Annotated in this window: 24 protein-coding genes and 1 pseudogene; 14 read left to right on the top strand and 11 right to left on the bottom strand. The window is 68.3% G+C overall.

The features are described from left to right. Nucleotides 1-22: 22 nt before the first annotated feature. The 3 genes and pseudogenes from P5P27_RS01155 to P5P27_RS01145 form a co-directional block, all read right to left on the bottom strand. Nucleotides 23-833 (bottom strand): annotated as a pseudogene (locus P5P27_RS01155) (crotonase/enoyl-CoA hydratase family protein). Between the two features lie 12 nt (nt 834-845). Next, nucleotides 846-1742, bottom strand: coding sequence for an SDR family oxidoreductase (locus P5P27_RS01150; protein ID WP_006894201.1), 897 nt, complete (start codon nt 1740-1742; stop codon nt 846-848). Between the two features lie 52 nt (nt 1743-1794). Continuing rightward, nucleotides 1795-2574 carry an SDR family oxidoreductase gene (locus P5P27_RS01145; protein ID WP_006894200.1) on the bottom strand — a complete coding sequence of 260 codons (780 nt, stop codon included), beginning with the start codon at nt 2572-2574 and terminating at the stop codon, nt 1795-1797. Between the two features lie 79 nt (nt 2575-2653). Between P5P27_RS01145 and echA20 the strand changes: the two genes are divergently transcribed. Genes echA20 through P5P27_RS01125 form a run of 4 tightly spaced genes read left to right on the top strand, consistent with a single transcriptional unit; the run spans nt 2654 to nt 6182 of the window. Further along, complete coding sequence (echA20, locus tag P5P27_RS01140) at nt 2654-3415, top strand: (7aS)-7a-methyl-1,5-dioxo-2,3,5,6,7,7a-hexahydro-1H-indene-carboxyl-CoA hydrolase (protein WP_006894199.1); 762 nt, start codon at nt 2654-2656, stop codon at nt 3413-3415. Nucleotides 3416-3421: 6 nt separating this feature from the next. Beyond that, entirely contained in the window at nt 3422-4318 is an 897-nt protein-coding gene (locus tag P5P27_RS01135; protein ID WP_006894198.1) for a CoA transferase subunit A, read from the top strand. Then, complete coding sequence (locus P5P27_RS01130; protein ID WP_006894197.1) at nt 4315-5082, top strand: CoA-transferase subunit beta; 768 nt, start codon at nt 4315-4317, stop codon at nt 5080-5082. Before P5P27_RS01135 ends, P5P27_RS01130 begins: the two co-directional genes overlap by 4 nt. Beyond that, nucleotides 5079-6182 (top strand): NAD(P)H-dependent flavin oxidoreductase, encoded by a 1104-nt coding sequence (locus P5P27_RS01125; protein ID WP_278126004.1) that lies wholly within the window; start codon nt 5079-5081, stop codon nt 6180-6182. Before P5P27_RS01130 ends, P5P27_RS01125 begins: the two co-directional genes overlap by 4 nt. Before the next feature lie 77 nt (nt 6183-6259). On the opposite strand, the gene P5P27_RS01120 is transcribed toward P5P27_RS01125, so the two are convergent. From P5P27_RS01120 to P5P27_RS01100, 5 genes are all read right to left on the bottom strand, one after another. Continuing rightward, a complete protein-coding gene (locus P5P27_RS01120) occupies nt 6260-6949 on the bottom strand; it encodes a hypothetical protein (RefSeq protein WP_006894195.1) in 690 nt (229 codons plus the stop codon). A gap of 203 nt (nt 6950-7152) precedes the next feature. Then, the gene (metE, locus tag P5P27_RS01115) at nt 7153-9474 is read right to left on the bottom strand and encodes a 5-methyltetrahydropteroyltriglutamate--homocysteine S-methyltransferase (RefSeq protein WP_278126001.1); all 2322 of its coding nucleotides are present in this window, start codon (nt 9472-9474) and stop codon (nt 7153-7155) included. Between the two features lie 9 nt (nt 9475-9483). Further along, a complete protein-coding gene (locus tag P5P27_RS01110) occupies nt 9484-10365 on the bottom strand; it encodes a 3-hydroxybutyryl-CoA dehydrogenase (RefSeq protein ID WP_006894193.1) in 882 nt (293 codons plus the stop codon). A gap of 158 nt (nt 10366-10523) precedes the next feature. Next, entirely contained in the window at nt 10524-11816 is a 1293-nt protein-coding gene (gene aceA / locus P5P27_RS01105; protein ID WP_006894192.1) for an isocitrate lyase, read from the bottom strand. Between the two features lie 363 nt (nt 11817-12179). Continuing rightward, nucleotides 12180-12953 (bottom strand): hypothetical protein, encoded by a 774-nt coding sequence (locus tag P5P27_RS01100; protein ID WP_052692381.1) that lies wholly within the window; start codon nt 12951-12953, stop codon nt 12180-12182. Between the two features lie 77 nt (nt 12954-13030). Here P5P27_RS01100 and ramB point away from each other — a divergent pair, with 77 nt between their 5' ends. From ramB to P5P27_RS01070, 6 genes are all read left to right on the top strand, one after another. Next, on the top strand, nt 13031-14440 hold the full coding sequence (gene ramB / locus P5P27_RS01095; protein ID WP_082083902.1) for an acetate metabolism transcriptional regulator RamB: 1410 nt from the start codon (nt 13031-13033) through the stop codon (nt 14438-14440). Between the two features lie 27 nt (nt 14441-14467). After that, nucleotides 14468-15019: a carboxymuconolactone decarboxylase family protein gene (locus tag P5P27_RS01090; RefSeq protein WP_222110947.1), complete on the top strand. Its 552-nt coding sequence runs from the start codon at nt 14468-14470 to the stop codon at nt 15017-15019. Then, the gene (locus tag P5P27_RS01085) at nt 15016-15660 is read left to right on the top strand and encodes a class I SAM-dependent methyltransferase (protein WP_006894188.1); all 645 of its coding nucleotides are present in this window, start codon (nt 15016-15018) and stop codon (nt 15658-15660) included. Before P5P27_RS01090 ends, P5P27_RS01085 begins: the two co-directional genes overlap by 4 nt. Nucleotides 15661-15733: 73 nt before the next feature. Next, nucleotides 15734-16546, top strand: a complete 813-nt coding sequence (locus tag P5P27_RS01080; RefSeq protein WP_278125996.1) for a class I SAM-dependent methyltransferase — start codon at nt 15734-15736, stop codon at nt 16544-16546. Then, complete coding sequence (locus P5P27_RS01075; protein ID WP_045537542.1) at nt 16533-16892, top strand: cupin domain-containing protein; 360 nt, start codon at nt 16533-16535, stop codon at nt 16890-16892. The genes P5P27_RS01080 and P5P27_RS01075 overlap by 14 nt, the downstream gene beginning before the upstream one ends. Before the next feature lie 18 nt (nt 16893-16910). Continuing rightward, nucleotides 16911-17564 carry a helix-turn-helix transcriptional regulator gene (locus P5P27_RS01070; RefSeq protein WP_278125995.1) on the top strand — a complete coding sequence of 218 codons (654 nt, stop codon included), beginning with the start codon at nt 16911-16913 and terminating at the stop codon, nt 17562-17564. A 30-nt stretch (nt 17565-17594) separates the two neighbouring features. On the opposite strand, the gene P5P27_RS01065 is transcribed toward P5P27_RS01070, so the two are convergent. Next, nucleotides 17595-18470 (bottom strand): DNA-3-methyladenine glycosylase family protein, encoded by an 876-nt coding sequence (locus tag P5P27_RS01065; RefSeq protein ID WP_006894184.1) that lies wholly within the window; start codon nt 18468-18470, stop codon nt 17595-17597. 91 nt (nt 18471-18561) lie between these two features. Continuing rightward, nucleotides 18562-19947, bottom strand: coding sequence for a dihydrolipoyl dehydrogenase (gene lpdA / locus P5P27_RS01060; RefSeq protein ID WP_006894183.1), 1386 nt, complete (start codon nt 19945-19947; stop codon nt 18562-18564). Nucleotides 19948-20061: 114 nt separating this feature from the next. Here lpdA and P5P27_RS01055 point away from each other — a divergent pair, with 114 nt between their 5' ends. The 4 genes from P5P27_RS01055 to P5P27_RS01040 all read left to right on the top strand — a co-directional run bounded on the left by P5P27_RS01055 (nt 20062) and on the right by P5P27_RS01040 (nt 25582). Further along, a complete protein-coding gene (locus P5P27_RS01055; RefSeq protein WP_222110943.1) occupies nt 20062-20643 on the top strand; it encodes a TetR/AcrR family transcriptional regulator in 582 nt (193 codons plus the stop codon). Continuing rightward, nucleotides 20640-21908: an NADH:flavin oxidoreductase gene (locus P5P27_RS01050; protein ID WP_278125992.1), complete on the top strand. Its 1269-nt coding sequence runs from the start codon at nt 20640-20642 to the stop codon at nt 21906-21908. The genes P5P27_RS01055 and P5P27_RS01050 overlap by 4 nt, the downstream gene beginning before the upstream one ends. A gap of 232 nt (nt 21909-22140) precedes the next feature. After that, the gene (locus P5P27_RS01045) at nt 22141-23499 is read left to right on the top strand and encodes an MFS transporter (RefSeq protein WP_006894178.1); all 1359 of its coding nucleotides are present in this window, start codon (nt 22141-22143) and stop codon (nt 23497-23499) included. 37 nt (nt 23500-23536) lie between these two features. Beyond that, entirely contained in the window at nt 23537-25582 is a 2046-nt protein-coding gene (locus tag P5P27_RS01040) for a prolyl oligopeptidase family serine peptidase (RefSeq protein WP_411815732.1), read from the top strand. Here the strand turns inward: P5P27_RS01040 and P5P27_RS01035 are convergent. Then, on the bottom strand, nt 25534-26244 hold the full coding sequence (locus P5P27_RS01035; RefSeq protein WP_222110941.1) for a rhomboid-like protein: 711 nt from the start codon (nt 26242-26244) through the stop codon (nt 25534-25536). The genes P5P27_RS01040 and P5P27_RS01035 overlap by 49 nt on opposite strands. Nucleotides 26245-26259 lie beyond the last annotated feature (15 nt).

Here is a 26259-nt window from a genome sequence, read left to right as displayed (position 1 = left end):
TCGGACCGCCGATACCCGAGACCTACTCTCCGCGCCAGACCGGTTCGCGCTTCTCGGCGAACGCGCGCGGTCCCTCCCTCGCGTCAGCGGAGGCGAGGACCGTGAGCCCGGCCTCCTGATTGACGGCCCAGGGCTCTTCGGCGCCCCATTCGGGGTCCCACTCCGACCGGCCCTGATGTGTCCGGGTAGACGGCGCGTTTGCTGAGCTGTACCGCCAGCGGTGCGTTGGCCGCTATCCGGTGCGCCAATGCGAGCGCGGTGTCCAGGACCTCGGCGGCCGGGACGACGCGGTTGACCAGTCCCCACTCGCAGGCGGTCGCGGCGTCGACCCCGTCGCCGGTGAGGATCATCTCCAGGGCCCGCTTGAGCGGAAGCTGCCGCGCCAGCCGGATCACACCGCCGCCACCGGCGATCAGTCCGCGTTTCACCTCGGGCAGTCCGAAGACCGCGGAGTCGGCGGCGACCACGAGATCGCAGGCGAGAGCGAGTTCGGTCCCGCCGCCGAGCGCCGTTCCGTTGACCGCCGCGATGAGCGGCTTGTCGGTCCAGTGCCGCACCAGCCCCGCCAGCCCCCACTCCGGATGGGTGTCGTCGATGATCGGCTCACCGCGTGCGACGGCCTTGAGGTCGGCCCCCGCGCAGAAGGCTCGGCCCGCTCCGGTGAGCACCACCGCCCGCACCGCGCGATCGGCGGAGGCTCTCTCCAGCGCCTCCCCCAGCCCGGTCGCGACGGCCCCGTCGATCGCGTTCAGCGCCTCGGGCCGGTTCAGCGTCACCACGGCGACGCCGTCGCACGCTTCGTAGCGGACCGATCCCTCCGCGGTCTCAGACATCTGCGAGCCCTCTCAGCGGGCGCCGTATGCCTTGACCTGGACCGGTGAAGCGTCGATCAGCTCGGCGACCACCGGAGTCAGCTCCGCGACCTCCCAGCGCGCGCCCTTGTCGCGCGAGGCCGCACGCTGCCAGCCGTCGAGCACCGTGACGCGGCCGCCCTCGACCTCGAAGAGCCGCCCGGTGACGGAGGCCGACGCCGGCGAGCCCAGCCACACCACCAGCGGCGAGATGTTCGCGGGATCCATCGCGTCGAAGGAGCCGTCCTCCGGCGCCGCCATCTGCGCGGCCATCGCCTCGCCCGCACCCATCGTCATCTGAGTGCGTGCGGCCGGGGCGATGCCGTTGACGGTGACCCCGTATCCGCCGAGTTCGGCGGCCGCTTGAATCGTCAGTTCGGCGATGGCGGCCTTGGCGGCGGCGTAGTTGCCCTGCCCCACCGAGCCGAAGATGCCGGCTCCCGAGCTGGTGTTGATGATCCGGGCCTGCACGCGTTCACCGGCTTTGGCCTGGGCGCGCCAGTGCGCTCCGGCATGACGCAGCATCACGAAGTGCCCCTTGAGGTGCACGCGGACCACCGAATCCCACTCGTCCTCACTCAGCGAGAGCAGCATCCGGTCCCGCAGGAATCCCGCGTTGTTGACCAGCGCGTCGAGACGGCCGAAGGCATCGATCGCAGTCGCGACGATCGCGGCGCCGGTGTCCCAGTCGGCGACGTCGCCCACCGCCGCGACGGCCTCGCCGCCGGCCGCCCTGATCTCGTCGACGACGGCCGCGGCCGATTCCGCCGCGTAGTCGTTGACCACCACCTTGGCGCCGTCGGCGGCGAAAGCGTGCGCGTGCGCGCGCCCGATCCCTTGGCCGGCACCGGTGACGATGACGACGCGGCCCTCATTGGTCTTGTTGCTCAATGCTCTTCACTCTCTCTCGGAAGTCTGCGGCGGTACCCGACCGTCGCGGTTCTCAGGCGTCGTTGCCGGCGTTCGCGGCGGACAGGAAGGCCGGCTTCTCGCCGCCGCCGTGGACGGTGACGGTGGAACCGGTGATGTACTGCGACAGCGGCGACAGCAGAAAAGCCACCGCATTGCCGATGTCGGCGGGCCGGGCCATGCGGCCCATCGGGATGGTGGCGCCGACGGCGGCCACCCCCGCCTCGTCGCCGAAGTGCAGATGCGCCAGCTCGGTCTGCACCGGGCCGCAGACCACCGAGTTGACCCGCACCGACGGCGCCCATTCGACGGCGAGCGTCTCGGTGAGATTGTCCAGACCGGCCTTCGCCGCACCGTAGGCGGCGGTACCCGGGGACGGCCGGTGCCCGCTGACGCTCGACACGTTGACGATGGCGCCGCCGCCGTCCTGGGTCGACATCACTCGGTGCGCGGCGCGCGCGACGATCAGCGGCGCGACGAGATTGAGTTCGACGATCTTCCGGGAGAAGTTGTCGGAGGCATCCGCGGCCGGCGCGAACGGCGAGCCGCCCGCGTTGTTCACCACGCCGTCGAGCCTGCCGTGCGCGGCGACGATCTGCTCGATCATCGAGGCCACCGCATCACCGTCGCGGACGTCGCAGGGATAGAACTCGCGGTCGTCGTCGCCCGGGCGTCGAGCGCAGACGACGGGCGTGGCGCCGAGGTCGTCGAGCACTTGCGCGATTCCCGCGCCCACCCCGCGGACACCGCCGGTGATCAGGACGATTCTCCCTGCCAGCCCCAGATTCACCGGGCCGTGCACTGCTTCGGTCATGGTGCTACTGTAACAAACAACCAAGCATTTGCTTGGGTGGCTCGTCAGAGCCCCACCCAGCCCAGACAAAGGAGTCGGTGTGCCGATCACCACCGCCCGCGCCGAATCCGGCATCGTCACCGTGACGGTCGACTTTCCGCCGGTCAACGCGCTGCCCAGCGCCGCATGGTTCGAACTCGCCGACGCGATCAGTGCCGCAGGCGCCGATCCGGAGACCTCCGTGGTCATCCTGCGAGCAGAGGGACGCGGCTTCAATGCGGGCGTCGACATCAAAGAGATGCAGCAGACCACCGGTTTCGGTGCCCTGATCGACGCCAACCGCGGGTGCGCTGCAGCCTTCTCCGCCGTGTACGACTGCGAGGTCCCGGTGATCGTCGCGGTCAACGGCTTCTGCGTGGGCGGCGGCATCGGCCTGGTCGGCAACGCCGACGTGATCGTCGCCTCCGACGACGCCGTCTTCGGCCTGCCGGAGGTCGATCGCGGTGCGCTCGGCGCGGCCACGCATCTGGCACGCCTGGTGCCGCAGCACCTCATGCGGACGCTGTACTACACCGCGCAGAACGTGACCGCGCAGCAGCTGGTGCAGTTCGGCTCCTGCTACAAGGCCGTCCCACGAGAGGAACTGCTGGAGACCGCGCTCGAGGTCGCCCGTCTGATCGACGCCAAGGACACGCGTGTCATCCGGGCGGCCAAGGCTGCGATCAACGGTATCGATCCGGTGGACGTCAAGACCAGCTATCTGCTCGAGCAGCGCTACACGTACGAACTGAATCTGGCCGGAGTGGCCGACGAGCACCGCGACGCGTTCGTCGAGACCGGTAAGACACTGAAGGGGAACTGACACCGAATGGCCACCAAGACTGACAAGACGTCGAGCCTCGACGACGTGGTCGCCGAACTGCGCGACGGCATGACGATCGGCATCGGCGGCTGGGGCTCCCGGCGCAAGCCGATGGCGCTGGTCCGCGCCATCGCCCGCTCGGATGTGAAGGATCTGACCGTTGTGACCTACGGCGGCGCCGACCTCGGGCTGCTGTGCGCGGCGGGCAAGGTGAAACGCGCGTACTACGGCTTCGTCTCCCTCGACGCCGCACCGTTCTACGATCCCTGGTTCGCCAAGGCGCGTCTGTCCGGCGCCATCGAGGCCCGCGAGATGGACGAGGGCATGGTCAAGTGCGGCCTGGAGGCCGCCGCCGCACGCCTGCCCTTCCTGCCCATCCGCGCCGGACTCGGCTCCGCCGTCCCCGATTTCTGGGAAGGCGAGCTCAAAACCGTCGAATCCCCGTATCCGGATGCCGACGGACGCACCCAGACTCTCATCGCGATGCCCGCGCTCGAGCTCGACGCGGCATTCGTCCACCTCGACATCGCCGATCCTCACGGGAACGCCGCCTACACCGGAGTCGATCCGTACTTCGACGATCTGTACCTGGCCGCGGCGCGGCGCCGCTATCTGGAAGCCGACCAGGTGGTCCCCACCGAGGAACTGGTGGACTCCGTCGCCCGCGAACGTCTTCTGATCAACCGGATGAACGTCGACCGCGTGGTCCACACCCCGAACGGCGCACACTTCACCTTCGCGGGCGGATACGGCCGCGACAACGCGTTCCTGAAGCACTACGCGACCTCTGCGGCAGACGACGAGAGCTGGTCGGCGTTCAAGACCCGCTTCCTCGACGTCGACGAGGCCGGATACCAGACCGAGGTCGCCAAGTGGCAGGCCGAGCAGGAGGAAGCCAAGTGAGCAGTCCCGAGACCACCGCTGTCATCACCCGCGCCGAGTACTGCGTCGCGGCGTGTGCCGACATCTTCACCGGCGCGGGCGAGATCATGGCGTCGCCGATGGCCACCACTCCGCTGATCGGCGCCCGGCTGGCGCGACTGACCACCGAACCCGATCTGCTCATCACCGACGGCGAAGCGCTCATCCTGGCCGACACACCCGCGGTGGGCCAGTCGGGTCCGGTGGAAGGGTGGATGCCCTTCCGCAAGGTGTTCGACGTGGTCGCCTCCGGCCGGCGGCACGTGGTGATGGGCGCCAACCAGATCGACCGCTACGGAAACCAGAATCTCTCGGCGTTCGGTCCGCTGCAGCAGCCGACTCGCCAGATGTTCGGCGTGCGCGGCGCTCCCGGCAACACCATCAACCACCCGACCAGCTACTGGGTCGGGAACCATACGGCTCGGGTGTTCCCGGAGCGGGTCGACATCGTCTCCGGCGTCGGCTTCGACAAGGTGGACGAGCGCAATCCCGCCTTCGACGATCTGAACATCCACCGAGTGGTCACCAACCTCGGCGTTTTCGACTTCCGCGGACCCGGCCACACCATGCGGGCCCTGTCGCTGCATCCGGGCGTGACGCCGGAGGCGGTCGCCGACGCCACCGGCTTCCCGGTGGCCGACCTCGAATCGGCCCCGGCCACCGCGGACCCGACCGACGAACAGTTGCGGATCATCCGCGAGGTCCTCGACCCCAGGAATCTCCGCGACCGCGAGGTCCGGTCGTGACCGCGCCTCACAACGGACCGGCGCCCGCGGCTCCGCTGCCGACTCGCTTCACCGAACTGGTCGGCATCGACTATCCGATCGTGCAGACCGGCATGGGCTGGGTCTCCGGACCGTCACTGACGGCCGCCACCGCCGAAGCCGGCGGACTGGGCATCCTCGCATCGGCGACGATGACCTACGACGAACTCGAGTTCGCGATCAGGAAGACCAAGTCGCTGACCGACAAGCCCTTCGGGGTCAACCTGCGCGCGGACGCGACCGATGCGGCCGAGCGCGTGGATCTGATGATCCGCGAAGGCGTGAAGGTCGCCTCGTTCGCGCTGGCTCCGAAGAAGGAGCTGATCGCGAAGCTGAAAGACAACGGCCTGGTGGTGGTGCCGTCGATCGGCGCCGCCAAGCACGCGGTGAAGGTCGCGTCATGGGGCGCCGACGCCGTCATCGTGCAGGGCGGCGAGGGCGGCGGCCACACCGGCGGCGTGGCGACCACGCTGCTGCTTCCGTCGGTGATCGACGCCCTCGGCGGCGGCGACGGGACGACGTCGATCCCGGTGATCGCCGCCGGCGGCTTCTTCGACGGTCGCGGTCTGGTGGCCGCACTCGCCTACGGCGCCGAAGGCATAGCGATGGGCACCCGGTTCCTCCTGACCAGTGACTCCGCCGTCCCGGACAGCGTCAAGCGCGAATACCTCAAACGAGGACTGAACGACACGGTGGTGTCGCTCAAGGTGGACGGCATGCCGCACCGTGTGCTGCGGACCGAGCTCGTCAACGCCCTCGAAAGCGGTTCCCGCGCGAAGGCGCTGCTGGCCGCGGCGCGCAACGCCAACGAGTTCAAGCAGCTCACCGGTATGAAGTGGACCACCATGCTGCGCGACGGTGCGTCGATGAAGAAGTCGGGCGAGCGGACCTGGCAGCAGATCATCATGGCAGGCAACACCCCGATGCTGCTCAAGGCCGGATTGGTCGACGGCAACACCGACGCCGGCGTGCTCGCGTCCGGCCAGGTGGTCGGCATGATCGACGATCTGCCGTCCTGCGCGGAACTGATCACCTCGATCATGACGCAAGCGCACGCGCGCCTGGCCGCGCTTCCCCGCTGAGCGTCTCCCACGCTCCGCAGACAACGAATCGGCCCCGGCACTCTCTCGAGTGTCGGGGCCGTTTCGGCGGACCGGAACTACTTCTCGGTCGGCGCAGCCTTCTTGGCGGGCGCGGCCTTCTTGGCCGGGGTGGCCTTCTTGGCCGGAGCCGGCTTGCGCGCGGCAGCGGTGCTCACCTTCTTGGCGGCGGCATCGGCGTCGGCCTTGGCCTTGGTGCCGGCCTTCTCGATGTCCGCCGCGGTCTCCTGCAGCTTCTCGGAGACCTCGTCGGCGGCGACAGCCGCATCCTCGACGCGGTCGGCGGCGCGGCCGGCGAGTGCGGCAGCGCGCTCGCCCACGGCACGGGTCTGGGTCGAGACGGCGCCCAGGGCGTCCTCGGTCAGGTCGACGGCGTCGTTGTAGACCTTCTCGACGCGAGCCAGGTTCTCCTCGACGTACGGGGTCTGGCGAAGACGCTCCACGGCGCTCTCGCCGCGCTCGGCGAGCGAGTTGTACAGGCCGGTGGTGGCCTCGATGTAGGGCTCGGCGACCTTGCGCAGTTCGTCAGCGGTCAGCTTGGCGCGCAGTTCCTCGATCGACGGGAACTCGGTCGGCAGATCGGTGATCCGGCTACGGGTCTCGTCCAGGCGGCTCTGGGTGCGCTCGCGCGAGGCCTGGGCGCGGTTCTTCAGCTCGGCGAGGGCGTCCTTGACTTCCTGGACGGCGACGTCGCCGGCGCCGACGACGGCGTAGACCGGGGTGGGCAGAGTACGTTCGGCGGTGCTCATGGCAACTCCTTGCTTGCTTTAACTTGCACCACCAGTGTGCGTCAATGTGCTAGCAAATGCTAGCGCTAGGAGCGTGTGAGTGGTCGATGTCACTGCTACTGAAAGTACTTCCGCCTGCAATAAACGTCGTGTTCACCGTGGTTTCTTGCGCAACTACCACCCGTCCGCCCCAGCGCAACCCTTTAGCTCACTGCTAGCAGAATCTACGCCTTAGGCGCTTTGTCAGCGTCCATCCGACGCCGCAACCTGCGTGCTGCAGCAACCATGTTGCGGAGTGCCGGTTCCAGTTGCCAGTAGTGCCGCGTCTTCAATCCGCCGTCCGGGTTGGCCCAGAGCCGATCGATCGGAATCGCCGACGCGGCCCGGGTGAGACGGTCGTCGATCGTGTCGATGTCCGGGATCACCGCGCTGCGGCTCTCGTAAACCCCCGGCCCCACCCCGCGCTCGATGGCGGTGCCGTGCTCGGTCAGTTCGCTCAGCACCCAGTCGATGGACCGCGTCGCCACGATCGACGTGACGTCGGCGTCCATCGCGTTGAACGCCTCGACCACTTCGGCGATCGAGGAGTAGCCGAGGTGCGTGTGGATCTGCGTCTCGGGTTTCGCGCCGCCGACCGCCAGTTTGAACGCCGCGACCGCCCAGTCGAGATAGCCTTCGCGGCCCCGTTCGCGCAGAGGCAGCAACTCCCGGATCGACGGCTCGTCGACCTGGATGATCTTGATTCCCGCCCGCTCCAGATCCGCCACCTCGTCGCGGACGGCCAGCGCCAGTTGCTCGGCGGTCTCGTACAGCGGCTGGTCCTGCCGGACGAACGACCGTGCGAGCATCGTGACCGGGCCGGTGAGGATGCCCTTGACGGGCTTGTCGGTCAGCGACTGCGCGTAGGTGATCCATTCGATCGTCATCGGACCCCGCCGCTTCACATCGCCGTAGAGGATCGGCGGCCGGACGTATCGCGAGCCGTACACCTGGACCCAGCCCATGTGGGTGAAGGCGTAGCCCTCCATCAGTTCGGCGAAGTACTGGATCATGTCGTTGCGCTCGGGTTCACCGTGGACGAGGACGTCGAGCCCGATGTCCTCCTGCAACTCGATGACCCGCCGGATCTCCTCGCGGAGCCGCTCGGCGTACTCGTCCCAGGTGAGCCGACCCTGCCCGTAGTAGTACCGGGCGCGGCGGATGTCCGCGGTCTGCGGAAACGACCCCAGCGTGCACGTCGGCACCGGCGGCAGCCCGAGGACTGCGGCCTGGGCCCTCCGGCGTTCGGCGTACGGCGCTCGTTCGCGCTGGTCCGGTCGGATATTGGCGACTCGTTGACGGACCTCGTGCTTGAGCTTGAAGTGGACGGTCGCCGGACGCGTGTACCAGTGTTCGGGCGCCCCCTCGGAGATCGCCTTCGCCAGCGCGATCACCTCCGCGACCTTCTGCTTGGCGAACGAGAGCCGGTCGGCCACATCGCCGGGAAGGTCGGGTTCGATGAGCTTGTCGACGGGGACGTGCATCAGGGTGCACGACGTCGACACGACGAGATCGGGGATCACCTTCTTGATCTGGAGCAGGTAGTCGAGCTTCCCGCCCTTGGCCGCCTTCCAGACGTTGCGGCCGTCGATCACCCCCGCGTACAGCCGCTTGCGGCGGAGCCCGGCGATCTCCATCAGCATGCTCGGCGTCATGGGCGCGGACACGAGATCGAGACCGATCGCCTCGATCTTGGTCGCCGCGAGAATCGGGAGCGCCGGGCCCAGATCGCCGTACTCGCCGGTGACGAGGATCCGCGGACGCAGCCCCGCGCCGCCGAGTCGGTCGTAGGCGCGGGCGAGCGCCGCGAGATCGGCGTCGGTGCGGTCGGAGGTGAAAGCGGGCTCGTCGAGCTGAACACACTTGGTGTTCTGCTTGGCCAGCTTCTCGAACAACTCGATGTACACCTCGAGCAGGTCGTCGAGCCGGTCGAGCGGACGGAACCCTTCCGGTGCGTCGGCCGCCGGCTTGCTCATCAGCAGCAGGCTGACCGGCCCCAGCATGATCGGTCGCAGTTCGATGCCCGCTTCCGCGGCGCGCGCATGCTCGTCGAGCAGGTTCTCGCTGAGCCAACTCGCTCGGCCGAGCGAGAACTCGGTGTCCGGGCCGACCTCCGGCTGCCGGTAGTAGTAGTTGGTGTCGAAGTACTTGATCAGCTCCAACGGCGGGAAGTCGGGCTTGCCGCGAGCCATCGCGAAGTAGAAGTCGATCGGATCGAGCTCGGCGTGCAGCGGCTCGAAGCGACGCGGCACCATCCCGAACATCAGCGCGTTGTCGAGAACGTGGTCGTAGAACGAGAAGGTGTTGCCCGGAACCTGCTCGAGACCGGTGGCGGCGAGCTCACGCCACGTCGACTCGGCGAGCTCACGGCCGGCGGCGAGGAGCTTCCCGCGATCGCCGGAGCCGTGCCAGTAGTCCTCGAGCGCGAATTTCAGTTCGCGGCGCGCACCGATTCTCGGGTACCCGAGAATCGATGACCCGTACTCGATGCCGTCAGCGCGTGTCATGGCGCACGCCTACTTGGCCGCGCCGTCGCCGTACTGATAGAAACCGCGACCGGACTTCTTACCCAGACGCCCTGCCTCGACCATGCGCAGCAGCAGCGGCGGCGGCGAGTACAGCGGTTCCTTGAACTCCTCGTACATGCTGTCGGCGATCGCCTTGACGGTGTCGAGCCCGACGAGGTCCGTGAGCTTGAGCGGACCCATCGGATGTGCGCAGCCGAGCACCATCGCCTTGTCGATGTCCTCCACCGTGGCGAATCCGCTCTCCACCATGCGCACCGCCGACAGCAGGTACGGCACCAGCAGCGCGTTGACCACGAAGCCGGAACGGTCGGACGAGCGGACCACCTGCTTGCCGAGCACGTCGTGCGCGAAGGCCTCGGCGCGCTCGCTGACCTCGGTGGAGGTCATCAGCGTGGTCACCAGTTCCACGAGGGGCAGCACCGGGACCGGATTGAAGAAGTGCATGCCGATGACCCGGCTCGCGTTCTCGGTCGCCATGCCGAGCTTCATGATCGGGATCGACGAGGTATTGGAGGCCAGCACCGCGTTGGGGTCGGTCACCACCTTGTCGAGTTCCCGGAAGATCTGTGTCTTGACCTCCTCGTCCTCGATGATCGCCTCGACCACCAGCTGGCGGTCGGCGAAGTCTCCGAGGTCGGAGGTGAACCGCAGGCGCCACGAGGCCTGCTCGCGTTCGCGCTCGGTGAGTTTGCCGCTGCTGACGCCGCGGTCGAGGGAGCGGAGGATACGGGAGCGGCCGGCCGCGGCGAGTTCGCGCGTCGACTCGTAGACGAGGACGTCGGCGTTCGCGCGGGCACACACTTCGGCGATACCTGCACCCATCTGACCTGCGCCGATGATACCGACGCGTGAAATCTTCTCACCTGCCATTGTGAAGGCTCCTGAAGTGTTGTCTGACGTGTCGCGCCGCGCGAACGGCGGAGTACTACCTGTTTAGCAATGATCCCGGGGCAGTTGGGGTTCAATACCCCACTGCCCCGGGATCATCACGAGATCGTCAACCTTTCAAGCGAAGGTCGCGTCGGTTCCTAGTGGAACTGTCCCTCTTCGGTCGAGCCCTTCAGAGCCGCGGTCGAGGTGTTCGGGTCGACGGTGGTGGCGATCTTGTCGAAGTAGCCGGCACCGACCTCACGCTGGTGCTTGGTGGCGGTGTAACCGCGCTCCTCGGCAGCGAACTCGCGCTCCTGCAGGTCGACGTACGCCTTCATCTGCTCGCGAGCGTAGCCGTAGGCCAGATCGAACATCGAGTAGTTGAGGGCGTGGAAGCCGGCCAGCGTGATGAACTGGAACTTGAAGCCCATCGCGCCCAGCTCGTTCTGGAACTTGGCGATGGTGTCGTCGTCCAGGTGCTGCTTCCAGTTGAAGGAAGGCGAGCAGTTGTAGGCCAGGAGCTGGTCCGGGTACTCGGCCTTGACGGCCTCGGCGAACTGCTTCGCGAGGGCCAGGTCGGGCTTGCCGGTCTCCATCCAGATCAGGTCGGCGTACGGAGCGTAGGCCTTGGCGCGAGCGATGCAGGGCTCGATGCCGTTCTTGACGTTGTAGAAGCCCTCGGAGGTGCGCTCACCGGTGATGAACGGACGGTCGCGCTCGTCGACGTCCGAGGTGATCAGGGTGGCGGCCTCGGCGTCGGTGCGGGCGACGACGACGGTCGGGGTGTTGGCGACGTCGGCGGCCAGACGCGCCGAGGTCAGGGTGCGGATGTGCTGCTGGGTCGGGATCAGCACCTTGCCGCCGAGGTGGCCGCACTTCTTCTCCGAAGCCAGCTGATCCTCCCAGTGGGTGCCTGCGGCACCCGCGGCGATCATGGCCTTCTGCAGCTCGTAGACGTTGAGAGCGCCACCGAAGCCGGCCTCACCGTCTGCCACGATCGGCACGACCCAGTTGTCGACCGAGTCGTCGCCCTCGACGCGAGCGATCTCGTCGGCGCGCAGCATCGCATTGTTGATGCGGCGGACCACCGACGGCACCGAGTTGGCCGGGTACAGCGACTGGTCCGGGTAGGTGTGGCCCGAGAGGTTCGCGTCACCGGCGACCTGCCAGCCCGACAGGTAGATGGCCTTGAGGCCCGCGCGGACCTGCTGCACGGCCATGTTGCCGGTCAGTGCGCCGAGCGCGTTGATGTAGCTGTCGTCACCCTTGGTGACGCCTTCCCACAGGATCTCCGCGCCGCGGCGGGCGAGCGTGTGCTCCTCGACGACGTTGCCCTGGAGCTCAGCGACCTGCTCCGCGGTGTAATCGCGCTTGATGCCCTTCCAGCGGGGGTTGGTGTCCCAGTCCTGCTGGATCTCGGCGGCGGTACGCGGCTTTCCGACGTTGCTCATAGCCTTCGCTTTCGTTAGAACTGCTCGATCGCAGTGCTTTGAGGGTTTACGGCCCCATCCGATTCTTGCGAACCGGTTGACACCTTGAGGCGATGCCTGACATCAGGTTGCCATAGGGAAAACCTGCAGTTCAATCCCTACATGGATGCAAATAACGGGCATGTTACCGACGGGTTTTGCAAAGCTTGTAAATATTGATGTGTGAACCTCTCGGGCCGAATCTCAAAAAAGTACGCGCGTACTGGGAAAACTCGTCGCGGGACGCTCGGCCGCGCGACACCGACCGCGGCACTCGGCGGCGACGGGCACCGCGGCCGAAAGTGCGGCACTTCACAGACGGCGGCGGCGCGAAAGGACGGAAGATCAGCGTGCGGCACGCGTGACGGCGTCTCGAACGAGCCGCACGAACTCGTCGTCGGTCACCGGCGCCGCGACGAGCGCCGAACCCGGAACCACCGCCGCGCGCTCCTGCTCGCTGACGGCGCGTTCGTCGGTCGACAGACCCAGCTGCAGCGTGACGGTCTCGCCGCTGGGCCGCCGGACCAGGATGTTGCCCATCAGACCCGCGCGGGCGCGGACGGCGCCGCCGGGCAGCGTGGTCACCGAATCGCTGCGCACCAGGAACGACTGCTCCACGGCCGAGTCGCGGAGCGCGGGCAGTTCCACCGTCGTGGTCACGATGTGCGCCCCGGCCAGCGTGCCCTTGCTGGGAACCGCCGTCACGACCGCGCACGGGCCCGTCGTCGCACGACGGTCCGCATCGATGTCGCGGCGGACGCTAGAGAGCAGTTCACTGAAGACTCCGGTGTCCGAGCGCGCCACCAGCAGAGCCGAGTTGTCCTCGGTCAGTTGCGGATTGAACTCGGCATCAGCGGTGGGCGCGCACTCCGGCGGGGTGAAGGCCACAGTCTTCGACTGTTCCAGCGTGCTGCGATTCGACACGATCAGATCGTTGACCATCATCGGAACCGCGGTGAAGTCCGGCGGCAGCTGATCGCTGGTGAGCAGCAGGCTCGGCAACGTCGGCTCCTGCGCACTGCCGTCCCCGCATCCGGCGACGCCGATCAGACCCGCGCAGGCGGCCGCGAGTGCGGTGGTACGGGCGAGTGCGGAACGGGACAGAATGGAGCGAAGCACACCGGCACCGTACCCGGCGGAGAGCCGCGGGGAGGGAGGCACATCGCGTGAGCACTGAACACCCGGCCGGCCAGAAGATGTTCGTCGGCGGGCGGATCCGCGGGCTCCGCGCCGACCGCGGACTCTCGCAGCAGGCCCTGGCCGGCATGCTGGGCATCTCCGCGTCGTACCTGAACCAGATCGAGCACGACAACCGGCCGCTGACCGGCCCGGTCCTGGCGAAGATCACCGATCTGTTCGGACTCGACATCGACTTCTTCGACCCGCAGGACGACGTCCGGCTCGTCGCCGAACTGCGGGAGGCACTGCTGGACGAGGACCTCGACTTCGATCCCGCCGCCAGCGAGGCGGGTGAGGTGGCGTCGCTGGTCGGCAGCCACCGGGCGATCGCCGAAGCACTGGTCGGGATCTACCAGCGGTACCGCGTGGTCTCCGAGCAACTCGCGGCGGCGACGGCCGGTCGCGGCGACTCCGGCACGCGCGGAACCATCAGCGCCCCGCACGAGGAGGTCCGCAACTTCTTCTACCAACGTCGCAACTACGTGCACGAACTGGACGAGGCCGCCGAGGACCTGACCTCGCGGATGCGCATGCACTCGGCCGACATCCGCGCCGGCCTGGCCTCGCGCCTCGAGGACCGGCACGGCGTGCGGATCATCCGGCGCGTCGACCTGGGCGACGACGTGCTGCACCGGTTCGACCCCGAGCGGCGCCAGCTGGAATTCTCCGCGGCGCTCTCCGCCGGCCAGCGCACCTTCAAGATCGCCGCGGAACTGGCCTACCTCGAGTTCGGCGATCTGATCGACGAACTCGTGGCCGACGGCGGGTTCACCACAGACGACGCCGTGGCCCTCGGCCGACAGGGGCTGGCCAACTACTTCGCCGCCGCCGCGATGCTGCCCTACGGGCAGTTCCACGGTGCGGCCGAGGACTTCCGCTACGACATCGAACGGCTCTCGGCCTTCTACGCCGTCTCGTACGAGACCATCTGCCATCGGCTCTCGACGCTCCAGCGGCCGAGTCTGCGCGGAGTCCCGTGGACCTTCGTCCGCGTCGACCGCGCCGGGAACATGTCCAAGAGGCAGTCGGCCACCGGCTTCAACTTCTCCTCCAGCGGCGGCACCTGCCCGCTCTGGAACGTGTACGAGGCATTCGTCTCGCCGGGCAAGATCCTGACCCAGATCACCGAGATGCCGGACGGCCGCGAGTACTTCTGGGTGTCGCGCACCGTGGAGCGGCGCGCTGCGCGGTACGGGCAGCCCGGCAAGTCGTTCGCGATCGGCATGGGCTGCGAACTGCGCCACGCCGGACGCATCGTCTACTCCGACGGCACGGAGATCGGCACCGATGCGCGAACGACGCCGATCGGCGCCGGGTGCCGGGTCTGCGACCGTCTCAACTGCCCCCAGCGCGCCTTTCCACAACTCGGTGCCAATCTGGCGATCGACGAACACCGCAGCACGGTTTCTCCGTACATGCCGGGGTGAGCCGCGGCTGGACTACCTTGGGTCGACATGAACACACCTCGCGTCGCCCCCGGCACTCTGCGCGAACTCGGCCCGGTGAACTGGCTGGTGGTCCGCGCGATGGGCCTGGCCACCGGCACCGACGACCCGCACATCTTCGCCACGCTCGGCCGCAGCCGGGGCCTGTTCCGCGGTTGGTTGCACTACTCGTCGCGCATGATGCCGTTCGGCGAACTGTCGCGCAAAGAGACCGAGATGATCATCATCCGCGTCGCCCACCTGCGCTCCTGCGACTACGAGCTCGACCACCATCGACGTCTGGGGGCACGCGCGGGGATCACCGCTGAGGCGTTCGAGCAGATCCTCGAGGGACCCGACGCCGGCTGGGGCGACCGCGAGCGAACCCTGCTGTCGGCCGTGGACGAACTCGTCGCCGAGCGCGACCTGGGCGATCAGACCTGGCAGGCGCTGCGCCGGCACCTCGACGAGCGCCGCGCCGTCGCCTTCGTCCTGCTGGTGGAGCAGTACGACGGGCTCGCGACCACCATCACCGCGCTCCGCGTCCAGCGTGACGAGTTCCGGGGAAGCGGTCGCCGATGACCTCCGTGGCGCAACGACTCATGGGCAACCCGGCGTTCTCGCAGATCTACGAGCGCCTCTGGCGGCCGGTGTTCACCAGGGGCTTCAGCCTCGGCGGATCGCAGACTCTGGACTACGACCGCGCGCTGCGCGCCTACCTGGCCAGGCCCGGCGAACGGCTCGTCCTCGACGTCGCCTGCGGCCCCGGCAACTACAGCCGGGACGCCGCCTCGGGGCTCACGGGCGACGGCCGGTACGTCGGCCTCGACTTCTCCGCGAGCATGCTCGAACAGGCGCAGCGCGATCACCGCGACGACCGCATCGCCTACGTCCGCGGCGACGCCCACCGACTGCCGGTGCCGGACGCGTCGTTCGACACCGTGATGTGCCTCGCCGCGCTCTACCTGATCCCCGACCCGCTCCCTGTGCTCGACGAGATGGCCCGCGTGGTGAAGCCGGGCGGCGAACTGATCGTCTTCACCTCCGTGCGATCGTCGATCGCCGCAGTCCCCGGCGCCGATCTCGTCGCCGGGCTGTCGGGACTGCGGATCTTCGGGCGCCGGGAGTTGCTGGACCGGTTCGACGATCTCGGGATGACACACGTGGAGCAGACCATCACCGGCGTCGGCCAATACGTTCACGCGCGGCGACCTCGCGTCTGACCCCTAGGCAAGCGAACTAGCTTAGGCTAGCCTATTTAAAGGAATTTATTCCGCTGAATAGGCAGGAGTGGTCATGTCCGATCCGCATACAGGAGAGCTCCCTCTGTCCGACCGCCGGGACGAGGATCTGCCCGGCCACTGGCTGCTCGCCAAGGTCGGCAAGCGCGTGCTGCGGCCCGGCGGCCGCCAGCTCACCGCCGCCTTGCTCGACGATGCCGCGCTCGCCGGCGCCGACGTGGTGGAACTGGCACCGGGCCTCGGCAAGACCGCGTTCGAGATCCTCGGCCGCCGGCCGCGGAGCTACCTCGGCGTGGAAGCCGATGAGCAGGCCGTCGCACTGACCGCGGCCGCGATCGGCGACCGCGGCCGAGTGGTTCACGCCGACGCCGACGACACCGGGCTCGATGCGGCGAGCGCCGACGTCGTGGTCGGCGAGGCGATGCTGACCATGCAGTCCGATCGAGGCAAATCCGCCATCATCGACGAGGCGTTCCGAGTGCTGCGTCCCGGAGGCCGATACGCCGTGCACGAGTTGTCGCTGCATCCCGACACCCTGCCGGACGACGCGAAGACCGAGATCCGCAAAGCGCTGGCACGCTCGATCAAGGTGAACGCCCGCCCGCTCACCGAGGCCGAGTGGCGCGAGGCTCTGGAGCGATCGGGGTTCGTCGTCGAGCGCGTGCGGTTCGCGCCGATGGCGCTCCTGGAACCCGCACGGATGATCGCCGACGAGGGTGTGGCCGGGACGGCGAGGATCGCCTTCAACGTGGCCCGCAACCCGTCGGCGCGCAAGCGGATCCTGGGGATGCGCAAGGTGTTCGCGAAGTACCGTGACCAGATGGCCGCCATCGAAGTGATCGTGAGGAAACCCGATGTCGAGCAGTGAGACAGCGGGCAGTGAGACGGCGGCGGCGCCGTTCACCTATCTGACCGGACTGAACGCACCCAACACCGGGGACACCGGGTCGAAGCCGGCGGTGAAGCGGATCCATCGGAGCGATACCGAGACCGTCGTTCGGCTCTCCTTCCGCGCGGGACAGGAGATGCCCGACCACCTCGCCGCCCACCCGATCGTGGTGCTCGGCCAGTCGGGCGCCGTGGACTTCACGGTCGCGGGCGCCACCGTCCGGCTCGAACCCGGCACCGCGATCCGGGTCGACGCCCGGGTGACCCACTCGCTGCACGCGGTCACCGACGGTGCGGTAACACTGGTGATGATCCACGGAAGCTGACATCAGGAGGGGGTCGCCATGCCCGTGCGCCCTCGAGACCGAGCCCGCGCGCTCCTCGCCGACGCCCCGGACGGAATGGACGCGCATGAGGTGGCCGATGCGCTGGGCGTTCACGTCACGACCGCCCGGTTCCACCTGAACAACCTGGTCGACGAGGGTTCGGCCGTCACCGAGACCACCGAACCCCGCGGCGTCGGGCGGCCGCGCGTGGTCTACCGCATCGTGCCCGCCCCGTCCGCCGACGAACTCGTGCACCTGCTGCTGCGCCGCATCGGCGAGACCGAGGCCGAACGCGAACGGGTCGCCGCGGAGACCGGCCGACTCTGGGCACGCGGCCGACGTGGTGCCGACGTCGATGCGGTCGCTGTCCCCGACCCGGTGACGGTGGTCGAGGCGATGCTGACGCGGCTCGGCTTCCGGGTGACCGATGCGCTCAGCGCATTCGGCGAGCACCAGTTGTCGGTCTGCGGCTGCCCGCTGCAGAGCATCGCGTCACGTAATCCCGAGATCGCCCACGGCATCGTCCGCGGCGCGGTGGAGTTCGCACTCGAGCAGGCGTCGCCGGCACTGGGAGGCGCCTATGCCGTCGACGTCTCGCCCGATTCGGCCGGCGACTGCGAACTCGTGCTGCGGTTGTCCGGAGTTCACACCCCTGCAGTTCGCACCACCTGAAGTTCGCACCCCTGCACGCTGACTCGGATGTCAGAACGAGCGGTAGTCGCGCACCGGCATCCGCGGTCCGCGACGGGCCGGCATCCCCGCACCCAGCTCGCACAACCGGATCACCCGATAGCGTTGGCCCGCATACGGTTCCAGCAACTCCAGCATCCCGTCGTCGTCGACCCGCTCGCCGATCAATGCGAGTCCGACGACCGACGGAGTGTGATAGTCGCCCACCGGGACCGCGTCCGGGTCACCGACCGCGCGTATCCGGGTGTGCGCGGCGGTCCACGGGCCGATGCCGCGAAGGGCGGTGAGGCGGTCCGCCTTCCGCTCCACGTCGACCGTCGCGGCGGCTCTGACGGTCCGAGCGCGCACCGGTTCGAGCCCGCTCCGGTGCCAGTCCGACTCGGTGATCTCCCGCCACCTCGGGCGCGGCGGCGGCACCCTCATGTCGGCCGGGACCGGCCCGGGCGCGCGGTCGCCGTATCGGGTCAGCAGATAGCGCCAGGCCCGGTAGGCCTCGTCGCCCACCACCTTCTGTTCGAAGACCGCCGCCACCAGGGCCTCCCAGACGCGGTCGGTGCGCCCGATGCGGAGGTCGGGAACCCGTTCCGCCAGACGTGCGACCGCCCGATCGAGGGGGGTCAGCGCCGCGGGGTCGTCGTGCGCACCCAGCATCGCCGGCACGTTCTCGACGAGCCAGCCCGCGCCGGGCCCCCACGCCCGGGCGAGCACCGAACCGTCGGCGCGGCCCGCGACCGCGAGCGTGCCGGGACCGTCGGGCGTGTGGACCGCGCGCCACACGGATCCGTCGGTCGCCACCCGGTACGCCGGATCGGCCCGCCCCCGGCGGTGCAGTGAGAGCATCGCGCGCACCGGAACACGCCATCCGGGCGTCCACTCGCGCTGCAGCATGCCACCCATTGTGCGCGCGGACCGCAGACGCGAGGGCGCCGCACCGGGTGTCGGTGCGGCGCCCTCGCCGAGCGGATCTGAGCGGGTGTCGCTACAGGTTGATCATGTGACCGATCGCGCCGTGGAAGGTCTCCTGGAGAGCCTCGCTCATCGTCGGATGGGTGTGGACGTTGCGGGCCAGTTCACGAGCGGTGAGGTCCCACTTCTGCGCCAGCGTCAGTTCGGGCAGCATCTCGGAGACGTTGTCGCCGACCAGGTGGCCGCCGAGCAGTTCCTCGGTCTCGGCATCGGTGATGAGCTTCACGAAGCCGGCCGGGGCGGCCAGGCCCTGAGCCTTGCCGTTGGCGCTGAACGGGAACTTGGAGACGGTGATCCGGTAGCCCTCGGCCTCGGCCTGCTCCTCGGTGAGACCGAACGACGCGACCTGCGGCTGGCAGAACGTGGCGCGCGGCATCATCCGGTAGTCGCCCAGCGTCATCGTCTCGGCGCCGGCCATGGTCTCGGCGGCCACGACGCCCTGCGCCTCGGCCACGTGGGCCAGCTGCAGTTTGGCGGTCACGTCGCCGATCGCGTAGATGCCGGGAACGTTGGTGCGCATGTGGTCGTCGATCGCGATGGCGCCGCGGTCGGTGAGTGCGACACCGGTGTTCTCCAGGCCGTAGCCCTCCACCCGGGGAGCGAAGCCGACCGACATCAGGACCTTGTCGACGGTGATGCTTCCGTCGGCGCCCTTGGCGTCCTTGTACGTCACCGTGACGTTGTCGCCGTTGTCGTCGACGCTCTGCACACCGGTGCCGGTGAGAATCTTGACGCCGAGCTTCTTGTAGGCCTTCGCGATCTCCTTCGAGACGTCGGCGTCCTCGTTCGGCAGCACGCGCGGCATGAACTCGATGATGGTGACGTCGACGCCGTAGTTGGCGAGTACGTACCCGAACTCCATGCCGATGGCGCCGGCACCCACGATGACGATCGAGCCGGGCAGATCGCGGGTGAGGATCTGCGTCTCGTAGGTCACCACGTTGTCGCTCAGCGCGACGCCCGGGAGCAGCTTGACGGTGGAACCGGTGTCGATGATGACGTTGTCGAAGGTGATCTCCCGATCTCCGACGACGATCGTCTCAGCGTCGCGGAAGACGCCGTATCCGTCGATCTCGGTGATGCCGTTCTTCTTCATCAAGAAGTGAACGCCCTTCACGATGCCGTCGGACACCTTGCGGCTGCGGTCGAAGGCGGCTCCGAAGTCGAAGCTCACCTCACCGCTGATACCGAAGGTCTTGGCCTCGTGATTGAAGACGTGTGCGAGTTCGGCGTTGCGCAGCAACGCCTTCGAGGGGATGCACCCGACGTTGAGACAGACACCTCCCCACCATTTCTCTTCGATGACGGCGGTCTTCATGCCCAGCTGGGCGGACCGGATCGCGGCCACGTACCCACCGGGACCGGCTCCCAGGACAACTGTTTGAAAATGTTCAGCCACGCAGTTCAGCGTACTTCTCCCCTGTGTGCCACGCAGGTGTCCGGTCACGCTCAGTCACGCATCACAATTCAATCAGTGATTGAAACGCTGATTGAAATGTGATCTACTCAACAGATGCCCGTCGACCCGACTGCTGCCACCACACGCTCGCGCCTGTTGGACGCGGCCGAACGACTCCTCACCGCCGTGCCCTACGACGACCTGTCGGTGCGCGCGGTGTGCGGCGAGGCCGGCGCCAACCCCGCGGCCGTGCACTACCACTTCGGATCGAAGGAGTCGCTGGTCGCCGCGCTGCTCCAAGACCGCCTCGAACCGGAATGGTCCGACCAGCTCGACACACTCCAAGCGGGTCCGCGCACCGTCACCGACATCGTCGAGGCGATTCTCGACCCGCTCATCGCGTTGCAGGCCGCCCCCGAGACCGCACCCCTGGTCCGCACCCTCGCCCAATTCGTGCTCACTCATCCGCGAGCGCCGTGGGACAGCCGGTGGTTCCAGCTCGACGTGTGGACCGAACTGCTCACCGCCACCGTGCCCGGCCTGGACCCCGACGTCGCACGACGCCGCTGGCGCTTCGCGTTCGGCCTGATGATGACCGAGTTCGCCGCACCCCGGGAGATCTCCCCCGACAACGTCGCAGCCCTGTCCGACTTCCTCATCGCCGGCCTCGCCGGCCTACCGAAAGGCATTCGATGACCACCAGCCCGAATCCGAAAGATCCCGCACCGAGAGCCGGGAACGACCCGCTGAGCCCAGCTGTGCTCGGACCGCTCACGCTCCGGAACCGGATCATCAAGTGCGCGACCTTCGAGGCCATGACGCCCGACGCACTGGTGACCGACGAGCTCATCGAGTTCCACCGCGAGGTGGCCGCGGGCGGCGCGGCGATGTCGACGGTCGCCTACTGCGCGATCGCGCCCGAAGGCCGCACCGACCGCCATCAGATCTGGATGCGGCCCGAGGCGGTCCCGGGCCTGCAGCGGCTCACCTCGGCGATCCACGCCGAAGGCGCTCTGGCCGCAGCTCAACTCGGGCACGCCGGGCCGGTCGCGAACGCCGTGTCCAACAGGCTTCCGGCGCTCGGTCCGGGCCGGATCCCCGCGCCGATGGGCATGTCGCTGACCGCGAAGGTAGCGCGCGACGACATCCCCGGACTGGTGCGCAAGTTCGCCACCGCCGCGCGGCTGGCCGTCGACTGCGGGTTCGACGGCTTGGAGATCCACTGCGGCCACAACTACCTGCTCAGCGCATTCATGTCACCGCTGCTGAACCACCGGCGCGACGAATACGGCGGCTCGGCCGTGAATCGCGCCCGGTTCGCCCGCGAAGTCCTCGAAGCGGTGCGCAACGAGGTCGGCGACGAGGCCGCTGTCTGGGCCAAGCTCAACATGTTCGACGGCCTCGGCAAACCCGCCCGCGGACGCGGTGGCAGACCTTGGAGCTGCACCAATCTCGACGATGCGATCAAATACGCCGAACTGTTCGAGAGCGACGGGTTCATCGACGCCATCGAGCCCACCGCAGGGAGTTCGCTGCTGAATCCGATGTACCTGTTCCACGGCGAGCCGCCGCTGGAATCGTTCGCCGAGGCGATGGCCGGACCGGTCAAGACCGGTATGAAGCTCGGCGGCCGCCTGTTCCTGAAGCACTACCCGTACACCGACACCTACCTGCTTCCGCTCGCCCGCGAACTCCGCAAGGCGGTGTCCCTGCCGCTGATCCTGCTCGGCGGCGTGACCGATCACGCATCGATGCGGACGGCGATGGACGAGGGCTTCGACTTCGTCGCGATGGGCCGCGCGCTGCTGCGCGAGCCGGATCTGCCGCACCTCATCGAGGCGGACCCGTCCACCCGCAGCAAGTGCGTGCATTGCAACCTCTGCATGCCGACCATCTACTCCCACACCCGCTGCCCGATCCGGACCGGAGAGGTCCCCGATCCGCTGACCGCCGCAGGCTGATTCCGGCCGTCGCGCGGACCGCGGGACCACCCGCCCCGCGGTCCGCGCGGTTTCCACTGGTCCGCGAAACGTGATAGGCAGGATTAGTCCGTTCGGGTCACTGACCCGAGAGTCGATGGGCCCTACCGGCCGGGGGAAGTGGTAGTCAGATCCGCGGCGCTCCACGTCGCCGCCGTCGAATGAATCCAGTTCGCCCGACCCGAGAAACGACTATCGACAATTCGGAGGTCAGATGACTGACTCGACCGTCTCCACCGACGCCACCTCCACGGCGACGCTCCGGAAGGCGATCGCGGCGTCCGCGATCGGCAACGCCACCGAGTGGTACGACTACGGCGTCTACGCCGCGACCACCACCTACCTCACCCAGGCGTTCTTCCCCGGCCACCTCGGCACCATCGGCACCATGCTCGGCTTCGCCGTCTCCTTCGTGCTCCGGCCGCTCGGCGGCTTCGTCTGGGGACCGATCGGCGACCGCCTCGGCCGCAAACACGTCCTGGCGCTGACGATCCTGCTGATCTCGCTGGCCACCGCGCTGATCGGCGTACTGCCGACCCACGCGTCGATCGGTATCTGGGCTCCGATCCTGCTGATCGCACTGCGAGTGGTGCAGGGCTTCTCGACCGGCGGCGAGTACGGCGGCGCGGCCACGTTCATGGCCGAGTACGCGCCGGCCGACAAGCGCGGACGGTACGGCAGCTTCCTCGAGTTCGGCACCATGGCCGGCTTCGCCTCGGGAACCGCCATCGTCCTGCTGATGAACCTCGGCCTGAGCGAGTCGCAGATGCAGGAATGGGGCTGGCGCATCCCGTTCCTGATCGCTCTCCCCCTGGGTCTGGCCGGCCTCTACCTGCGGTCGCAGCTCGACGATCCGCCGCTGTACACCGATGTGGAGAAGAAGGTCGCCGATCCGGGCGGAATCACCGGTCAGCTGCGTCAGACGCTGGTGCACTACTGGAAGCCCATCCTCATCATGTTCGGCATGGTGGTCGCGCTCAACATCGCGAACTACACCTTGCTGGCCTACCAGCCGCAGTACCTCAAGGGCACCATCGGCCTGAGCGAGGACACCGCCTCGGTGGTGGTCCTGATCGGCCAGGTGGTGATGATGCTGCTCATCCCGGTGTTCGGCATGTGGTCCGACAGCACCGGCCGCAAACCGATGTGGCGGGTCTCCCTCGTGGGTCTGTTCGTCTTCGCGCTGCCGATGTACTGGCTGATGGGCCAGGGTTTCGGGTGGGCGATCGTCGGATTCGTCGTGCTCGGCGTCCTCTACATCCCGCAGCTGGCGACCATTTCGGCGACCTTCCCCGCGATGTTCCCCACTCACGTGCGCTATGCGGGCTTCGCGATCTCGTACAACCTGTCCACCGCCGCCTTCGGCGGTACGGCACCCCTGGTCAACGACGCCGTCGTCGACCAGACCGGCTGGAACCTGTTCCCGGCCGTGTACATGATGGCCGCGTGCGTGGTGGGCGGTATCGCCCTCAGCTTCCTGCGCGAGACCGCCGGTTGCTCGATCGCCGGAACCAAGACTCCGGGTGCCGAGCCGGTCGAGGACGCTGTCGAGACCTCGCGGGTGGGCGCGTAGCCCGCCACCGGAAGGCCGCCGCGCCGGCGCCGGTACGTTGGACACCGTGACCGACGACGATCCGTACCTGTGGCTCGAAGACGTGACCGGCGACGACGCCCTGCGGTGGGTGCGTGAGCACAACGCTCCCACCGTCGCCGAGCTGACCGGCTCGGAGCGCTTCGCCGAACTCGAAGTCGGCGCCCTCGAAGTGCTCGACAACGACGAACGCATTCCGTACGTGCGCCGGCGCGGCGGCTTCCTCTACAACTTCTGGCGCGATTCGGCGCACCCGAAGGGTCTCTGGCGGCGTACCACTCTCGACAGCTACCGCTCCGCCGAACCCGAATGGGACGTCCTGATCGACGTCGACGCCCTCGCCGCGGCGGAGGGTGAGAACTGGGTGTGGTCGGGCGCCACCATGAACCGGCCCGAGTACGACCGCGCGCTGATCTCGCTGTCGCGAGGCGGGGCCGACGCGGCAGTGGTGCGGGAGTTCGACGTACTCGCGCGGGACTGGGTGGACGACGGCTTCGTCCTGCCGGAGGCCAAGTCGTCCGTCAGCTGGATCGACCGCGACACGGTGTACGTCGGCACCGACTTCGGCGAGACGCCGGACGGGCTGCCCGCGCTGACCTCCTCCGGTTATCCGAGGACCGTCCGGCGCTGGTCGCGTGGCACCGACGTAGCGGACGCCCCGACGGTCTTCGCGGGCGAGGTGTCCGACGTCGCCGTCGGCGCAGCCTGCGACCGGACGCCCGGCCATGTGCGGCACTTCGTCTCCCGGTCGGTGGACTTCTTCAACGAGATCGCCTACGAACTGCGCGGCGACGAACTCCTCCGCATCGACGTGCCGACCGACTCGCACTTCGACGTCCGGCACGACTGGCTGACCGTCCTGACGCGGTCGCCGTGGACGGTCGACGGCCAGGAGCATCCGGCCGGAGCGCTGCTGCTCTTCGATTACCCCTCGTACCTGTCGGGCGACCGCACCCACCGCGTGCTGTTCACTCCCGACGCGCACACCAGCCTGCAGGACCTCGCGTACACCCGCTCGCACCTGGTGCTGGTGACGCTGCACGACGTGGCCACCCGCGTCGAGCTTCTCCGCTTGGGCACCTGGGAGTCCGAGCCGCTGAACGGGCTGCCCGACCTCGCGACGATCGGCGTGCTCGACACCGACCCCGATCACAGTGACGAGATCTGGTTGTCGGCCAGCACCTTCGTCCAGGCCCCGAGCCTGCTCCAGGGTTCCACGTCCGAGGGGGTGTCGGTCATCAAATCGTCCCCCGAGTTCTACGACGCGTCCGCCGTGTCGGCGCAACAGTTCTTCGCCACGTCCGACGACGGCACGGCCATCCCCTATTTCGTCGTCAAACGCGACGACGTGGCGTCCGGTCCCACCCTGCTCTACGGATACGGCGGCTTCGAGAACTCGATGACGCCCAGCTATCTCGGTATCGCCGGGCGGAGCTGGATCAGCCGGGGCGGCATCTACGTGATCGCGAACATCCGCGGGGGCGGCGAGTACGGCCCGGCCTGGCACACGCAGGCGCAGAAGGCCGGCCGACACCTGGTGTACGAGGACTTCGCGGCGGTGGCCCGCGACCTCGTGGGGCGCGGACTGACCACCCCGGCCCGGTTGGCCGCGCAGGGTGGCTCCAACGGCGGTCTGCTGATGGGGGTCATGGCCACCACCTATCCGGACCTGTTCGGCGCGCTGGTGTGCCAGGTCCCCCTACTCGACATGCGCCGGTACCACCTGTTGCTCGCCGGAGCGTCGTGGATGGCCGAGTACGGCGATCCGGACGATCCGGACGAGTGGGAGTTCATCTCGAAGTACTCGCCGTATCAGCGGCTGCGTGCCGACGCCGCCATGCCCGAGATGCTCGTGACCACCTCGACTCGGGACGACCGCGTGCACCCCGGCCACGCCCGGAAGTTCGCGGCGCGGATGGAGGAACAGGGTCACCCGGTCCGGTACTACGAGAACATCGAGGGAGGGCACGGCGGCGCGGCCGACAACCGCCAGGCGGCGTTCAAATCGGCGCTGGCCTACGAGTTCCTGTGGCGCACAGTCGGAGCCGCGGCTCCGGAGCGCTGACGGAGCCGGCGCACCGTCGCCTCGACATCCAGCATCGGCCGTCCCCGGGCCGTCGGATACCACGCGAAACCGATGAGCAGCGCGCTCGCGTGACCGATCGCCGTGAAGGTCACGGGAGCCACCGCCAGCGGTGCGCAGAAGGCGACCGTCGCCCCGGCGACGTACACCCACCGCCACGGCCGCGGAAACCGGTAGGCCAGGACGCCGATCACCGATGCCATGAAGTAGCTGACCCCGACGTCGATGGCGTAAGTGAGCGACGGATTGGCGTCGCCGCGCGCGATCTCGGCGCCGACGAGCCCCTGGCTGACCAGGGTCGCGAGAATGTGTCCGCTCAGGCCGACGACGACGAACCGCCGACTGCCGAGCCAGCGTTCCGCGGGCGCCAGGAAGACCGTGAATCCGACGACGTACGGAATCCAGTACGCGCCGTCGAGCCAGAACAGGCTGCCGAAGATCGCACGGACCGGATCGTGCAGCAGGTTGTCGATGTTCGTCGACCGTTTGCCCAGGATCCGGTCCAGCCGCTGGGGCGACACCCGGTGCGCGACGATGGTGGTGGCCAGCAGGATCACCAGCCACGCGTAGGTGACCGGCGCGCTCCGAATCCATCGCGCGACGGCGCCGAGGCCGCGGCGCCACCTGCTCCGAACGCTGGTCACCGTCTCACGGTAGGC

The sequence above is a fragment of the Gordonia sihwensis genome (genome assembly GCF_029632925.1).
Classification (GTDB): Bacteria; Actinomycetota; Actinomycetes; order Mycobacteriales; family Mycobacteriaceae; genus Gordonia; species Gordonia sihwensis.
Note: the sequence above shows the minus strand (reverse complement) of the source record. Positions and strands in the feature narration are given on the sequence as shown.

Coding starts and splice junctions, on each gene's coding strand:
- P5P27_RS01145 (WP_006894200.1), bottom strand. CDS start 2,574: ATGACCGAAGCAGTGCACGGCCCGGTGAATCTGGGGCTGGCAGGGAGA.
- P5P27_RS01135 (WP_006894198.1), top strand. CDS start 3,422: ATGGCCACCAAGACTGACAAGACGTCGAGCCTCGACGACGTGGTCGCC.
- P5P27_RS01120 (WP_006894195.1), bottom strand. CDS start 6,949: ATGAGCACCGCCGAACGTACTCTGCCCACCCCGGTCTACGCCGTCGTC.
- metE (WP_278126001.1), bottom strand. CDS start 9,474: ATGACACGCGCTGACGGCATCGAGTACGGGTCATCGATTCTCGGGTAC.
- P5P27_RS01110 (WP_006894193.1), bottom strand. CDS start 10,365: ATGGCAGGTGAGAAGATTTCACGCGTCGGTATCATCGGCGCAGGTCAG.
- aceA (WP_006894192.1), bottom strand. CDS start 11,816: ATGAGCAACGTCGGAAAGCCGCGTACCGCCGCCGAGATCCAGCAGGAC.
- ramB (WP_082083902.1), top strand. CDS start 13,031: ATGTTCGTCGGCGGGCGGATCCGCGGGCTCCGCGCCGACCGCGGACTC.
- P5P27_RS01090 (WP_222110947.1), top strand. CDS start 14,468: ATGAACACACCTCGCGTCGCCCCCGGCACTCTGCGCGAACTCGGCCCG.
- P5P27_RS01085 (WP_006894188.1), top strand. CDS start 15,016: ATGACCTCCGTGGCGCAACGACTCATGGGCAACCCGGCGTTCTCGCAG.
- P5P27_RS01080 (WP_278125996.1), top strand. CDS start 15,734: ATGTCCGATCCGCATACAGGAGAGCTCCCTCTGTCCGACCGCCGGGAC.
- P5P27_RS01075 (WP_045537542.1), top strand. CDS start 16,533: ATGTCGAGCAGTGAGACAGCGGGCAGTGAGACGGCGGCGGCGCCGTTC.
- P5P27_RS01070 (WP_278125995.1), top strand. CDS start 16,911: ATGCCCGTGCGCCCTCGAGACCGAGCCCGCGCGCTCCTCGCCGACGCC.
- P5P27_RS01065 (WP_006894184.1), bottom strand. CDS start 18,470: ATGCTGCAGCGCGAGTGGACGCCCGGATGGCGTGTTCCGGTGCGCGCG.
- P5P27_RS01055 (WP_222110943.1), top strand. CDS start 20,062: ATGCCCGTCGACCCGACTGCTGCCACCACACGCTCGCGCCTGTTGGAC.
- P5P27_RS01050 (WP_278125992.1), top strand. CDS start 20,640: ATGACCACCAGCCCGAATCCGAAAGATCCCGCACCGAGAGCCGGGAAC.
- P5P27_RS01045 (WP_006894178.1), top strand. CDS start 22,141: ATGACTGACTCGACCGTCTCCACCGACGCCACCTCCACGGCGACGCTC.